General features: G+C 68.7%; 15 protein-coding genes. 9 read left to right on the top strand and 6 right to left on the bottom strand.

Features of this window, described 5'->3' with window-relative positions; all coding sequences use genetic code 11:
• The first annotated feature begins 38 nt into the window (after positions 1 to 38).
• Positions 39 to 590, top strand: coding sequence for an exopolysaccharide biosynthesis protein (locus tag ACTZQ5_RS07550; RefSeq protein WP_443584561.1), 552 nt, complete (start codon positions 39 to 41; stop codon positions 588 to 590).
• A gap of 11 nt (positions 591 to 601) precedes the next feature.
• On the opposite strand, the gene ACTZQ5_RS07555 is transcribed toward ACTZQ5_RS07550, so the two are convergent.
• Genes ACTZQ5_RS07555 through ACTZQ5_RS07565 form a run of 3 tightly spaced genes read right to left on the bottom strand, consistent with a single transcriptional unit; the run spans position 602 to position 2,207 of the window.
• On the bottom strand, positions 602 to 1,051 hold the full coding sequence (locus tag ACTZQ5_RS07555; RefSeq protein WP_443584562.1) for a cytidine deaminase: 450 nt from the start codon (positions 1,049 to 1,051) through the stop codon (positions 602 to 604).
• Positions 1,048 to 1,725 carry a GH25 family lysozyme gene (locus ACTZQ5_RS07560; protein WP_443584563.1) on the bottom strand — a complete coding sequence of 226 codons (678 nt, stop codon included), beginning with the start codon at positions 1,723 to 1,725 and terminating at the stop codon, positions 1,048 to 1,050. The genes ACTZQ5_RS07555 and ACTZQ5_RS07560 overlap by 4 nt, the downstream gene beginning before the upstream one ends.
• Positions 1,725 to 2,207 carry a UPF0262 family protein gene (locus ACTZQ5_RS07565; protein ID WP_443584564.1) on the bottom strand — a complete coding sequence of 161 codons (483 nt, stop codon included), beginning with the start codon at positions 2,205 to 2,207 and terminating at the stop codon, positions 1,725 to 1,727. Before ACTZQ5_RS07565 ends, ACTZQ5_RS07560 begins: the two co-directional genes overlap by 1 nt.
• 88 nt (positions 2,208 to 2,295) lie before the next feature.
• Between ACTZQ5_RS07565 and ACTZQ5_RS07570 the strand changes: the two genes are divergently transcribed.
• The 4 genes from ACTZQ5_RS07570 (at position 2,296) to ACTZQ5_RS07585 (ending at position 6,620) form a co-directional block, all read left to right on the top strand.
• On the top strand, positions 2,296 to 3,789 hold the full coding sequence (locus ACTZQ5_RS07570) for a replicative DNA helicase (protein ID WP_443584565.1): 1,494 nt from the start codon (positions 2,296 to 2,298) through the stop codon (positions 3,787 to 3,789).
• A 143-nt stretch (positions 3,790 to 3,932) separates the two neighbouring features.
• Complete coding sequence (locus ACTZQ5_RS07575; protein WP_443584566.1) at positions 3,933 to 5,390, top strand: L,D-transpeptidase family protein; 1,458 nt, start codon at positions 3,933 to 3,935, stop codon at positions 5,388 to 5,390.
• 8 nt (positions 5,391 to 5,398) lie between these two features.
• Entirely contained in the window at positions 5,399 to 5,734 is a 336-nt protein-coding gene (locus ACTZQ5_RS07580; RefSeq protein ID WP_443584567.1) for a hypothetical protein, read from the top strand.
• Positions 5,735 to 5,750: 16 nt separating this feature from the next.
• Positions 5,751 to 6,620, top strand: a complete 870-nt coding sequence (locus tag ACTZQ5_RS07585) for a D-alanyl-D-alanine carboxypeptidase family protein (protein ID WP_443584568.1) — start codon at positions 5,751 to 5,753, stop codon at positions 6,618 to 6,620.
• Positions 6,621 to 6,642: 22 nt separating this feature from the next.
• Here ACTZQ5_RS07585 and ACTZQ5_RS07590 read toward each other — a convergent pair whose 3' ends face one another.
• The 3 genes from ACTZQ5_RS07590 to ACTZQ5_RS07600 all read right to left on the bottom strand — a co-directional run bounded on the left by ACTZQ5_RS07590 (position 6,643) and on the right by ACTZQ5_RS07600 (position 8,705).
• On the bottom strand, positions 6,643 to 7,920 hold the full coding sequence (locus ACTZQ5_RS07590) for a M20/M25/M40 family metallo-hydrolase (RefSeq protein ID WP_443584569.1): 1,278 nt from the start codon (positions 7,918 to 7,920) through the stop codon (positions 6,643 to 6,645).
• A 104-nt stretch (positions 7,921 to 8,024) separates the two neighbouring features.
• Entirely contained in the window at positions 8,025 to 8,195 is a 171-nt protein-coding gene (locus ACTZQ5_RS07595; RefSeq protein ID WP_443584570.1) for a hypothetical protein, read from the bottom strand.
• Between the two features lie 54 nt (positions 8,196 to 8,249).
• A complete protein-coding gene (locus ACTZQ5_RS07600; RefSeq protein ID WP_443584571.1) occupies positions 8,250 to 8,705 on the bottom strand; it encodes a universal stress protein in 456 nt (151 codons plus the stop codon).
• Positions 8,706 to 8,817: 112 nt separating this feature from the next.
• Here ACTZQ5_RS07600 and ACTZQ5_RS07605 point away from each other — a divergent pair, with 112 nt between their 5' ends.
• Genes ACTZQ5_RS07605 through lpdA form a run of 4 tightly spaced genes read left to right on the top strand, consistent with a single transcriptional unit; the run spans position 8,818 to position 12,192 of the window.
• A complete protein-coding gene (locus tag ACTZQ5_RS07605; RefSeq protein WP_443584572.1) occupies positions 8,818 to 10,170 on the top strand; it encodes a pyruvate dehydrogenase complex dihydrolipoamide acetyltransferase in 1,353 nt (450 codons plus the stop codon).
• Between the two features lie 10 nt (positions 10,171 to 10,180).
• Positions 10,181 to 10,381 carry a hypothetical protein gene (locus tag ACTZQ5_RS07610; RefSeq protein ID WP_443584573.1) on the top strand — a complete coding sequence of 67 codons (201 nt, stop codon included), beginning with the start codon at positions 10,181 to 10,183 and terminating at the stop codon, positions 10,379 to 10,381.
• Positions 10,378 to 10,761 carry an acyl-CoA thioesterase gene (locus ACTZQ5_RS07615; protein WP_443584574.1) on the top strand — a complete coding sequence of 128 codons (384 nt, stop codon included), beginning with the start codon at positions 10,378 to 10,380 and terminating at the stop codon, positions 10,759 to 10,761. The genes ACTZQ5_RS07610 and ACTZQ5_RS07615 overlap by 4 nt, the downstream gene beginning before the upstream one ends.
• Before the next feature lie 36 nt (positions 10,762 to 10,797).
• On the top strand, positions 10,798 to 12,192 hold the full coding sequence (lpdA, locus tag ACTZQ5_RS07620) for a dihydrolipoyl dehydrogenase (protein ID WP_443584575.1): 1,395 nt from the start codon (positions 10,798 to 10,800) through the stop codon (positions 12,190 to 12,192).
• The last annotated feature ends 23 nt before the right edge of the window (positions 12,193 to 12,215 follow it).

A 12,215-nucleotide genomic window follows, 5' to 3' on the forward strand; every position in this document is an offset into this window, starting at 1 on the left:
CAGATGGTCCCGGCAGCATCGGCGATATCCTTAAGGCCTTGGACGACCTGTCGGAACAGCAGGAACGCGTTGCCCTGGGCGATGCGGTCGAGGCGTTCGGCAGCCGGTCGTTCGGGCCGTTCCTGCTGTTGCCTGCGTTGATCGACATATCGCCGATCGGCGCGATCCCCGGTCTGCCTTCGCTGCTGGCCGCGGTGATCGTGCTCGTGGCGGTGCAACTGGCACTCGGTCGCGATCACCTGTGGTTGCCGGCTGTCCTGAAGCGACGGTCGGTGGCAAGCGCCACGGTGCGCAAGGCAACCGGCAAGGCGGGCAAGCCTGCAGCTTGGGCCGATCGCTGGTTCCATGGTCGCTTGCCCGCGCTCACCCGAGGACCGGCAGTGCGCGTCGCTGCGGTCGCGTGCATATTACTTGCCTTGACCGTACCGCCGCTGGAGCTGCTGCCGCTCGCCACCACCGCGCCGATGGCGGCCATCGCGACGTTCGGCCTGGCACTGATGGTCCGCGATGGCGCGGTGATGATCGCCGCGATCGCGTGCGCAGGGGGCGCGATAGCAGTGGGCGTCGGACTGGCCGTCAGTGCAGGCTGATGCCGCGCCGATCAGCCGATCCCCAAATCCGCCGGCCCGAACGCCTGCGGCAGCAACTCCGACAGGCGATAGCTGGCGATTGTGTCGCCTTCTGCCCCGCCGCAATGGACGATGAGGTCGCGGCCGCCGAGTTGGGCGGCTTCGTTCAGGATCTGGCGGCAGCGGCCGCAGGGACTGACCGGGGCGGTGCCGGTCGCGTGGCCGTCCGCGTCCATCGCACCGCCGATCACGCCGACCGCGACGACCTCGCGCAGGCGGCCCGCCGCGCTGGCGGTGGCGATGGCGACCGTTTCGGCGCAGAGCGACAGGCCGTAGCTCGCATTTTCCACGTTGGCGCCGGTGACGAGGCTCCCGTCGGTCATCAGCAATGCGGCGCCGACCGCGAAGCGTGAATAGGGAGCATGCGCGCGGGTCGCGGCCTCGCGCGCGGCGGCGATCAGGCGGGTGGCTTCCTGGCTCATGGTGCGACGACGTCCCAATTGACGGGGCCTTCGATGCCATCGACCCGGCGGATGTCGCTTGCGCGCCACATCCGCCAGGGCCGCGCGGCATAGGCTGGGGGAAAGAGGTTGGCGACCGCCCATACCGGGCGATCGATCGCGGCGGTCAGCTGGTAATCGCGTTCCACCGCCTTGGTCAGGCGCAGCAGCACCGGTTTGCGCGTGTGCGCCTCCACCATGCGGACGAAGGTGGCCAGCTCGCCGACCAGCACGGCGCGATCGGGGCGTGCGGTGCAATCCTCGCGATAGCTGACGTCGACTGCGGCGGGCAGCGCATCGGCGGCGCGCGGTACGAAGGCGTTGAAGGCATTGGCCTGATCGGCGGCCAGCTGGCACAGCGAGAAGAGATGCACGGCGCCGCGGCGCAGGCCGGCTTCCGGTATGGCGGCCCAGTTCGCCTCGAACGTCGGCGCGCGGCGATCGGCGCCCGAGGTCGCGACGATATAGGCGAAATCGGCGCCGCGTGCGCGCACGGTGCCCCATTCGACCTCGCCGGGATTCTCGCCGAGGTCGAGGCCCTGCAGCGGATATTGGCTGGCCTTGGGCGCCCAGTGGGTGGCGAATGCCCAGCCGCCGATGCCGAGCGCGCCGGCGGCGACGAGCACGCCTGCCGCCTTGAGGAGTCCGTAAGCCATCAGCCGCGCAGGTGCAGCACGCAGATCAGCGTGAAGAGGCGCCGCGCGGTGTCGAAATCGACGTCGATCTTGCCTTCCAGGCGGTCCTTCAGAAGCTGGGCGGCATCATTGTGGATGGCACGGCGGGCCATGTCGACGGTCTCGATCTGTTGCGGGGTGGAGGCCCGTATCGCCTGATAGTAACTATCGCAAATCGCGAAATAATCCTTGATCGGCCGGCGAAAGCGGCCGAGCGCCAGCACCAGCGTCTCGAGATGGGTGTCATCCTCGCGGTGGATGTGGATGCCGAGCCTGCCCTCCGCCGATTCGAGCTTGATGCGGTAGGGACCGGCATAGCCGTCGGGATGGACGCGCTGCGGGGCGAAGTGATTGCCCTCCAGCAGGTCGAAGATCGCGATCCGCCGCTCCTGCTCGACATCGGCCGAACGCCAGCCGATGCTGTGCTCGTCCAGGTGCACGTCGATGATCCGCGGGTCGGCCATGATGTTGCGATAGTCGGGTTGGACCGATCCGACAAACGGTGACGCAGGGGCCGTGACGCGCGGGGGCGTTTGGGATTACAAGCGCCCCATGGCCACTCTCGCATTTCCGATTCCGGCGGCCCCCGCCGAACCCCTCCAGCTGCCCCGCAACGTCGAGGCCGAAGCCGCGATGCTCGGCGCGATGATGATCGACAACCGACTCGCCGACGATCTGGTCGATCGGCTGGAGCCGGCGCATTTCTACGAACCCGTCCACGGCCGCATCTTTGCCGCGATCAAGACGCTGCGGGTCAACGACATGCTGGCGACGCCCGTCACGCTGCGTCCGATGTTCGAGGCGGACGAGGGGATGCGTGAGCTGGGCGGGCCGGCCTATCTCGCCAGCCTGACCGGGTCGGGCGCGGGACTGATCGGCGCGCGGCAGTTCGCGACGCAGATCTACGACCTCGCCATGCTGCGCGCCCTCGTCAGCGTCGGGCGCACGCTGGTCGAACGGGCGATGGACACGTCGGAAGAGGTCAATCCGCGCGCGCAGATCGAGGCGGCGGAGGAGGAACTCTACAAGGTCGCCGGCGACGGCGTGGTCGAGAATTCCACCAAGACCTTCGCGCAGGCCACCACCATGGCGGTCAAGATGGCCGAGCGTGCGCTCAATTCGGGCGGCAACCTGTCGGGCGTCACCACGGGGCTCGATAGCGTCAACGCCAAGATCGGCGGCATGCACCACAGCGATCTCATGATCCTCGCCGGGCGCCCCGGCATGGGCAAGACCTCGCTCGCCACCAACATCGCCTTCAACGCCGCGCGGCGCTGGATGCGCGACATGGCGGACGGCATCCCGCCGAGCGAATCTGTGGGGGCGAAGGTCGTTTTCTTCAGCCTCGAAATGAGCGCCGACCAGCTGGCGACGCGTATCCTGGCCGAACAGTCGCAGATCAGTTCGGAATCCCTGCGCATGGGCAAGATCAGCAAGGCCGAGTTCGCGCAGCTCGCCGCGGCGGCGGCGGAGCTGGAGACGCTGCCGCTGTTCATCGACGATACCGGCGGTCTCAGCATCAGCGCGCTGCACACCCGCGTGCGGCGGTTGCAGCGGCGGCACAACAACCAGATCGGCCTGGTCGTCGTCGACTACCTCCAGCTGCTGACCAGCGGCGGCAAGGGCGGCAAGGAGAACCGCGTGCAGGAGATCTCGGAAATCTCCCGCGGGCTCAAGACGCTGGCCAAGGACATGAACGTGCCGGTGCTGGCGCTGTCGCAGCTCTCCCGCGCGGTGGAAAGTCGCGAGGACAAGCGCCCGATGCTGTCCGATCTGCGCGAATCGGGATCGATCGAGCAGGACGCCGACATGGTGTGGTTCGTGTTCCGCGAGGATTATTACACCGCGCAGCGCGAACCCAAGCGGCCCATGGAAGGCGACGAGGCCAAGGTGTTCGAGGATCACGCCAAATGGGCGAGCGACATGGAGCGCGTCTATGGCCTCGCCGAGATGATCGTCGCCAAGCAGCGCCATGGCGCGACCGGCAAGGTGGTGCTGAAGTTCGACCCGACGATCACCAAGTTCAGCGATTACGCCGGCTATTGATGCCCCGCTGCGGTCATCCGGCGAACGCTGGATGACGGTGTAGGAAAAGCAAAATTCCGCATCTCGCCAGTGTCATCCGCGGCTCGTTCAGCCTAGAGCGAGGTGGACGATGCGAACGGCGGACGATGCCTCAGGGGATTATGATGAACCGTAAGATTGCGATGGTCACGATGGCGGCGATGCTCGCGCCGACGGCGGCGGGCGCGCAGGTCGCGGCACCCGCGCAGGTCGTGCCGCAGGTCGCGCCGGCCGTCGCCGTGCCGCCGGTGATCCAGACGGTGGCGCTGCCGCAACTGACTGAGGCGCAGGCGGCGCAGCTTGCCACGCTGCTGCCCGCGCGCGCCATGGCGCAGGGCCTCACCCTGGTCGCGCCGCCGCCGCTCGATGCCGCCGGGCGTGAGCGGCTGGTGCGCGATGCGCTGGATTACGCACGCGCGGTGCATGCCGGACGGCTGGCGGAGGATGATTTCCAGCGCGACTGGGGCTTGCGCCCGCCGATGTTCGATCCGCTGCCCGGCTTTGCCGATGCGGTGCGGCAGGACCGGATCGCGGCCTGGTTTGCCTCCCTGCCGCCGCCCTATGCCGGTTACGACGGGCTGAAGGCGGGGCTGGAGCGGTATCGCGCCATCGCCGCGGACGGCGGCTGGCCGACGCTGGCGGCAGGCCCCGACCTCGCCTTCGGCGCCAGCGGTGCGCGGGTGATCGCGCTGCGCCAGCGGCTGGCGGTGGAGGACAAGGACGTCGCCACCACCGGCGCCACCTTCGATGCCAAGCTGGTCGATGCCGTGCGGCGGGCGCAGCGGCGCTATGGCCTCAACCCCACCGGCACGGTGGCGGGGCAGACGCTGGCCGCGCTCAACGTGCCGGCGACCGCGCGCGTGCGCCAGATCATGGCGAACATGGAGCGCTGGCGCTGGCTGCCGCAGGAACTGCCCAAGGATCGCATCCAGGTGAACGTCGCGGCGGCGGTGCTGACCGTGTTCGACGGCGACCAGCCGGTGATGTCGATGCGCGCGGTGACCGGGCGGCCGGGCGACGAGACGCCGATGCTGTCTTCGACGATCCACAGCATCGTCATCAATCCGCCGTGGAACGTACCGACCTCTATCGCCACCAAGGAATTGTGGCCGAAGGAAAAGAAGAGCCCGGGCTACCTGAAGCGCAACGGATTTCGCGTGATCGACGGCACGCGGCTGCAGCAGCGGGCGGGCGACCAGAGCGCGCTCGGCCGCTATAAATTCGATTTCGACAACGCCTTTTCCGTCTACCTGCACGATACGCCGGCGCGGGCGAAGTTCGCGAGCTTCAGCCGGTTGGCGAGCCATGGCTGTGTGCGGCTGGAAAAGCCCGCCGATCTTGCCGACCTGTTGCTGAAGGGCGATCCCGCCTGGACGCCGGAGGCGATCGCCGCCGCGGTCGACAAGGGCGACACGGTGCGCGCGCGCCTGCCGCAGCCGGTGTCGGTGTTCCTGCTCTATTGGACGGCCTTTGCGAGCGGCAACGGCCAGATGAACTTCCGTGACGATCCGTACGGATGGGACGCGACGCTGGCGGCGAAGATCGAGGCGCGTTCGGCACGCCAGATGGTCGCGGCACGGTAAGGGGAACGATGATGCGCAATCGAGTGATGACGACGGGTGCGATGCTGGCGGCAGCCGCGCTGCTGCTGGCGGGATGTTCGCGATCCGAGCCGGAGCAGCCGGAGGAGGCCAACATGGCCGAGGTCGCGCCGCTGGAGACGGCGACGCCCGAGGCGCTGCCGAGCGCCGAGCCGACGCCGGAACCCGCGGCGATCGACCTCAATGCCGTCGACGAAGCGCCGCCGCCCGAAAAGATCGCGCCCGATGCCCAGATGCTCGACGATGCCGATGCGACGGGCATGACCGCGCGGGTGACGCGCGATGCGCCGCCGCCGCCCACCGATAACGGGCAGGCGCCGCAATAACCGTTCGGGAGCGGTCATGACCCATCCGACGCGGCGCACGCTGCATGCGTGGGGCGGCGCGCTGTTGCTGTCCGCGCTGGCCGGCGTGCCACCGGCGGCGGCGGTGGCGCGGCCGGTGTCGGCGATCCTGATGGACGCGCGCGACGGCAGTATCCTCTACGCCGAGAATGCCGGCATCGTCCGCCGGCCGGCGTCGCTGACCAAGATGATGACGCTGTTCCTCGTCTTCGACGCGCTCGATGCGGGGCGGCTGCGGCCGGGCGATCGGGTGCGCATCTCGCGCTATGCCGCCAACCAGCGGCCATCGCGGGTCGGGGTGACACCGGCGACGCGGATGACGGTGGAGGAGGCGATGCGGGCGGTGGCGGTGATCTCCGCCAACGACATCGCCGTCGCGCTGGCCGAGACGGTGGGCGGCACGGAGGACCGGTTCGCCCGGATGATGACCGCCAAGGCACGGGTGCTGGGCCTGGAGGATACGTCCTTCACCAACGCGACCGGGCTGCCCGGCGCCAATCTGACCACCGCGCAGGATATCGCCCGCCTGTCGCTGGCGCTGCTTCGCGATCATCCCGATCGCTATCCGCTCTTCGGCACCCGGTCGTTCAGCTGGGCGGGTCGGCGCGTGCAGAACCACAATCACCTGCTCGGCAGCTTTGCCGGCGCCGACGGCATCAAGACGGGCTATACCGCCGAAGCCGGCTTCGCACTCGCCGCCTCCGCCAAGCGCGGCGGGCGCCGGCTGATCGCGGTGGTGATCGGCGAATCCTCGGTCGTCGCGCGCGATCGGCGGGTGGCGAAGATGCTGGCCGAAGGCTTCGCCAAGGCCGGGCGGCCGAAGGAGATTCCCGACAGCCTGGAGGAATGGCTGGGGAACAAGGGGTAGTTCGCGCGCATCGCGCAACCCGTCAGCGGCGGGGTGCGCGTCCGCCGAAGGTCGGCAGGCTTTCGCTGCCATCGGCAGCCAGCGAGGACACCGCGAAGAACGTATCGTCCACCGGCACCTGGCGCAGCGTCGCGGCCGTTCCGGTCACGTCCTGCGACTGCGTCCAGCGTGCGGTGTCGTTCGGCCGCCAGCGGATGCGATAGCCGGCAGCGCCGGGCACCGCCGGCCAACTGACCTGCGTGTCGCGCGACAGGTCGCCGGACAGGCCGACGCTGGCCGGGGCCGCCGGTGCGGCGGCGAGACGGGCGATCGTGGCGGCGTTGATCGCCGTGACCTTGGCGAGATAGGCGAAGTCCATCCGGTCGATCGTGTCGCCGTAGACGACCCCATTCTCCGTACGCAGGTCCTGATGCTGCGCGTCCCAATTCTCCGCACCGACCGAGAAGCGGACGGCGGGATAGCCGCGCTTCAGGAACGGTTCGTGATCGCCGCCGCGCCCGAACCGGTCGGGGCGCCGCTCGATCGCCACGTCGACGCCGCCGGGAATGGCATCGGCGATCCCGTCGATCACCTTGGCGAGCGCGCGGCTCGGCCCGTCGTCCTCGCCGCCTTCGCCGCGACGGCGCATCTGCTGGGGCAGGTCCTCCGATGCGCGGATGCCTTCGGAAAAGACGCGGACGCGGTTGGCATCGCGCACGCCGCCCTGGCCGATCGTGTTGCCGACGATATCGTTGTTGAGCATCGCGGTGACCTGCCATCCGCGCGTGGCCGCGGTATCGGCGAGGAGTTCGGCGCCCCACAATCCCTGTTCCTCGGCGGAAAAGGCGACGTAGACGATGGTCGCGTCGAACTGGCGCTTGGAAAGCAGGCGCGCCGTTTCCAGCACCAGCGCGACGCCGGAAGCGTCGTCGTTGGCGCCGGGTGCGTCCGAGGTCGCGTCCATCACGTCGGTGACGCGGCTGTCGATATGGCCGCCGACGATGACGACACGGTTGGGATCGCGGCCGCGCTGGATGCCGAGCACGTCCTCCACCACCACGCCGTTCGGCGCACGCGGGCCGGTGAAGCGGCGATTGATGCGCTCCACCGTGATGCAGCCGCCGCAGTCGCGTGACAGCGCCTCGAACTGCCGCGCCATCCAGGTGCGCGCCGCGCCGATCCCGCGCTTGGGATCGGTGGCGGAGGACAGGGTATGGCGCGTGCCGAAGCCGACCAGCGCGGACACGCTCGCCTTGAGGCGGGCGGCATCGGGCGAGGGGCTGGCGACGGCGGCCGCGGCGGCAAGTACGGGTAGCAGCATGGCCGCGATGGTGCCGTGTTACGGGCCTTCGCTCAAGTGCTTGATGAAAAGAGGGTTTGGATCGTCATGCCCGCCCGCGGAGCGTGGCGGACGGATGGCAGGGATCAGTGCCGCGACAGGCTGTGTTCGCCCAGGCGTGCCGCGACGAGATCGATCACGCCGCAGAGCCGTGCGGCGGCGATGCCCTCGTCGAGGTCTTCCAGGGTCGCGAGCGCGCGGCTCAGCAGGTCCAGCGTGGCTGCATAGGGAAGCGAGGCCGCCGGGTTGCGCGTCATCGCGCCCTTTAAGGACGCAACGCCTTGTCTTGCAATCGATTTTACAAGGCGTCTTCAGCTCAGCCGGTCGATCGCCTCGCGGGTGAGCGAGCCGGGCACGATCATGACCGGCACCGGCAACGCGCCCGCATCCGAACCCGCAAAATGGCTGACGAGCTTGCCGGGCGCGCCGGTGGGGGCGGCGCCCAGCACCAGTGCGGCGATGTCGGGATTGGCGGCGATGATCTCGCGGATGATCTTGGGGCCATCGCCCTCGCGCACGGTGATCGCGGGCCGCAGCCCCGATTCGGCGACCAGCGTTCCCGCCGCTGCGGCGACCAGCCCTTCGGCCTGTTGCCGCGCCTCGTCCTCGATCGTCGCCTGTACGCCGCCGAAGGCGATGAACTCCTGCGGCGGGATCAGCGTCAGGATCTCGACGCCGCCGCCGGTCTTCACCGCGCGGCGCGCGGCGAAGCGCAGCGCGATCTCCGCTTCCGGACTGTCGTCGACGACCACGAGGTAGATACGCATGGTTTTGCCCCTTTTTACGTTACGTGACGCGTGGGGACGGCGCGCGCAAGGGTTGACCCCCCGCGCTTGGGGCGCGAAGGGGAGGGCCTGCTCCCCAGGCAAGAGGACCTGCATGTCGATCGAGATCAAGATGCCCGCGCTGTCGCCGACGATGGAAGAGGGCACGCTCGCCAAGTGGCTCGTCAAGGAAGGCGACACGGTGAAGAGCGGCGACATCATGGCCGAAATCGAAACCGACAAGGCGACGATGGAATTCGAGGCGGTGGATGAAGGCGTGATCGCCAAGATCCTGATCGCCGAAGGCACGGACAACGTGAAGGTCGGCGCCGCGATCGCGATCCTGGCCGAAGAGGGTGAGGACGCCTCCGCCGTCTCCGCACCGCCTGCGAAGAGCGAGACGCCCGAGCCGAAGGACGACCAGTTCAAGGGCCGCCCAGAGCCGACCGACCCCAACAAGACCGGCAGCGAGGCGAAGCCCGCCGAGCGTACGCTGACCCAGGCTGAGGATCACGGCAAGCCGGCGGATGCCGGTACGCCGGCACCGTCCGCAGGCGGCCGCGTCAAGGCGAGCCCGCTCGCCCGCCGCATCGCCGGCGAAAAGGGCATCGACCTCTCCGGCGTGACCGGATCGGGGCCGAACGGCCGTATCGTCCGCGCCGACGTCGACAATGCGAAGCCCGGAGCCGCCGCCGCGCCCGCCCAGGCGAAGGGCGAGGCGACGCCGGTCGCCGCCGCCGCCCCGGCGCCCGCGCCCAAGCCTGCCCAGGTGCCGGACATCCCGCACGAGGCGAGCAAGCTTTCCAACATGCGCAAGACGATCGCGCGCCGCCTGACCGAATCGAAGCAGCAGGTGCCGCATATCTACCTGACGGTGGACGTGCAGCTCGATGCGCTGCTGAAGCTGCGCGGCGAGCTCAACGCCAGCCTCGAAAGCCGCGGCGTCAAGCTGTCGGTTAACGACATGCTGGTGAAGGCGCTGGCGAGTGCGCTGATCGCGGTGCCCAAGTGCAACGTGATGTTCACGCCCGACCAGCTCATCAGCTTCAAGCGGGCGGATATCTCCGTCGCGGTATCGACGCCCTCCGGCCTCATCACCCCGATCGTGGTCGGCGCCGACACCAAGAGCCTGTCGGCGATCTCGACCGAGGTGAAGGACCTCGCCGCGCGCGCCAAGGACAACAAGCTGAAGCCCGAGGAATTCCAGGGCGGCACGGCGTCGATCAGCAACATGGGCATGTTCGGCATCAAGCAGTTCGAGGCGGTCATCAACCCGCCACAGGGCATGATCCTGGCGATCGGCGCGGGCGAGAAGCGGCCGTACATCGTCAATGGCGAGCTCGGCGTCGCGACCGTGATGACCGCGACCGGCAGCTTCGACCATCGCGCGATCGACGGTGCGGACGGCGCTCAGCTGATGAAGGTCTTCAAGGAGCTGGTCGAGCGGCCGCTCGGCATGCTCGCCTGAGGCGGTCGCGGTGGCACGAACGACCGTCGAGCTGCTCTACATCGCGGCAGGGCTCGTCGCGGCGGTGGCGATGACCTGGGCGGCGGCCTGGGCCTATCCGCTCGGCCGCGACGTGATCTGGTGGTGCGGCGCGGGCGCGATGCTGGCGACGGTGCTGATGGGCATCGGCCCACTGCGCCGCGCCCGCACGATCGATCGGAAGCGGGCATGAGCGGCCTGCCGGCGGATGCGCCGACGATCCGCGTCACCGCGATGCCGGCGGACGCCAACCCCTATGGCGACATCTTCGGCGGCTGGCTGATGGGCCAGATGGACCTTGCCGCCGGCTCGGTCGCCTCGCGCCATGCCGGCGGCCGGGCGGTGACGATCGCCTGCGATGCGATGAAGTTCCACGCGCCCGTCCTCGTCGGCGACGAGGTGTCGGTCTATGCCCGGCTCGCCGCGGTCGGCAACACGTCGATGACGATCGAGGTCGAGGCCTGGCGCCGCGCCCGCCACGCCGACGATGCCTGCAAGGTGACGCAGGCGCGCTTCGTCTTCGTCGCCACCGACGAGAATCGCGCGCCCCGCCGCGTGGCGCCGATCGCCTGACTCCCTTCTTTCATCCTCCCCGGTAAGGATTTCACAGTGGCTGACACCTTCGACCTCCTCATCCTCGGTTCGGGTCCGGGCGGCTATGTCGCGGCGATCCGGGCGAGCCAGCTCGGCCTCAAGGTCGGCATCGTCGAGCGCGAGCGGCTGGGCGGCATCTGCCTCAACTGGGGCTGCATCCCGACCAAGGCGCTGCTGCGCACGTCGGAGGTCTATCACTACATGACCCACGCCGACGCCTATGGGCTGAAGGCGGACAACGTCGGGTTCGACCTTGCGAAGATCGTCGACCGCAGCCGCAAGGTCGCGGGGCAGCTCAATGCCGGCGTCAAGGGCCTGATGAAGAAGAACAAGGTCCAGGTGTTCGAAGGCGTCGGCGCGCTGACCGGCAAGGGCAAGCTGTCCGTCAAGCAGGGCGACAAGACGCTCGATCTCGAAGCGAAGCACATCATGGTCGCGACCGGCGCGCGCGCGCGCGACCTGCCCTTCGCCAAGGCGGACGGCAAGCGCATCTGGACCTATCGCCACGCGATGGTGCCCGAGGTGATGCCGACCAAGCTGCTGGTCATCGGATCGGGCGCGATCGGTGTCGAGTTCGCCAGCTTCTACAACGACATGGGCGCCGACGTGACGATCGTCGAAATGCTCGACCGCATCCTGCCCGTCGAGGATGCCGAGGTCAGCGATTTCATGACCAAGGCGCTGACCAAGCAGGGCATCAAGATCCTCACCAAGTCGGGCCTCGAAAAGCTGGAGCCGGGCGCGAATGGCGTCACCGCAGCGATCAAGGGCGCGGACGGCAAGGTCACCTCGACCGAGTTCAGCCATGCGATCGTCGCGATCGGCATCGTCCCCAACACCGAAAATATCGGGCTGGAGGCGCTGGGCGTCGAGACGGAGCGCGGGCACATCAAGGTCGACGGCTTCGGCCGCACCAATGTCGACGGCATCTATGCGATCGGCGACGTCACCGGCGCGCCCTGGCTGGCGCACAAGGCGAGCCATGAGGGTATCGTCTGCGTCGAAAAGATCGCCGGCAAGGATCCGCATCCGTTCGAGACGTGGAACATCCCGGGCTGCACCTACAGCCGCCCGCAGGTGGCGAGCGTCGGCCTGACCGAGGCCAAGGCGAAGGAAGCCGGTCATGAGGTGAAGGCGGGCAAATTCCCCTTCATCGGCAACGGCAAGGCGATCGCGCTCGGCGAGGCGGAAGGCTTCATCAAGACGGTGTTCGACGCCAAGACCGGCGAATTGCTGGGCGCGCACATGGTCGGTGCGGAAGTGACCGAGCTGATCCAGGGCTATGTCGTCGCCCGCCAGCTGGAAACGACCGAGCACGAGCTGATGGAAACCGTGTTCGCGCACCCGACGCTGTCCGAGATGATGCACGAAAGCGTGCTCAGCGCCTACGGCCGCGCGCTGCACTTCTAGGCGGAGCGAGGCGGATGGCAGGG

The sequence above is a fragment of the Sphingomonas cellulosilytica genome (assembly GCF_052321755.1).
Lineage (GTDB): Bacteria > Pseudomonadota > Alphaproteobacteria > Sphingomonadales > Sphingomonadaceae > Sphingomonas.

Bases quoted from the DNA above. Each gene is read 5' to 3' on its own strand.
- ACTZQ5_RS07575 (WP_443584566.1), top strand. From the start codon at position 3,933: ATGAACCGTAAGATTGCGATGGTCACGATGGCGGCGATGCTCGCGCCG.
- ACTZQ5_RS07565 (WP_443584564.1), bottom strand. From the start codon at position 2,207: ATGGCCGACCCGCGGATCATCGACGTGCACCTGGACGAGCACAGCATC.
- ACTZQ5_RS07595 (WP_443584570.1), bottom strand. From the start codon at position 8,195: ATGACGCGCAACCCGGCGGCCTCGCTTCCCTATGCAGCCACGCTGGAC.
- ACTZQ5_RS07605 (WP_443584572.1), top strand. From the start codon at position 8,818: ATGTCGATCGAGATCAAGATGCCCGCGCTGTCGCCGACGATGGAAGAG.
- ACTZQ5_RS07585 (WP_443584568.1), top strand. From the start codon at position 5,751: ATGACCCATCCGACGCGGCGCACGCTGCATGCGTGGGGCGGCGCGCTG.
- ACTZQ5_RS07615 (WP_443584574.1), top strand. From the start codon at position 10,378: ATGAGCGGCCTGCCGGCGGATGCGCCGACGATCCGCGTCACCGCGATG.
- ACTZQ5_RS07570 (WP_443584565.1), top strand. From the start codon at position 2,296: ATGGCCACTCTCGCATTTCCGATTCCGGCGGCCCCCGCCGAACCCCTC.
- ACTZQ5_RS07580 (WP_443584567.1), top strand. From the start codon at position 5,399: ATGATGCGCAATCGAGTGATGACGACGGGTGCGATGCTGGCGGCAGCC.
- ACTZQ5_RS07555 (WP_443584562.1), bottom strand. From the start codon at position 1,051: ATGAGCCAGGAAGCCACCCGCCTGATCGCCGCCGCGCGCGAGGCCGCG.
- ACTZQ5_RS07560 (WP_443584563.1), bottom strand. From the start codon at position 1,725: ATGGCTTACGGACTCCTCAAGGCGGCAGGCGTGCTCGTCGCCGCCGGC.
- ACTZQ5_RS07590 (WP_443584569.1), bottom strand. From the start codon at position 7,920: ATGCTGCTACCCGTACTTGCCGCCGCGGCCGCCGTCGCCAGCCCCTCG.
- ACTZQ5_RS07600 (WP_443584571.1), bottom strand. From the start codon at position 8,705: ATGCGTATCTACCTCGTGGTCGTCGACGACAGTCCGGAAGCGGAGATC.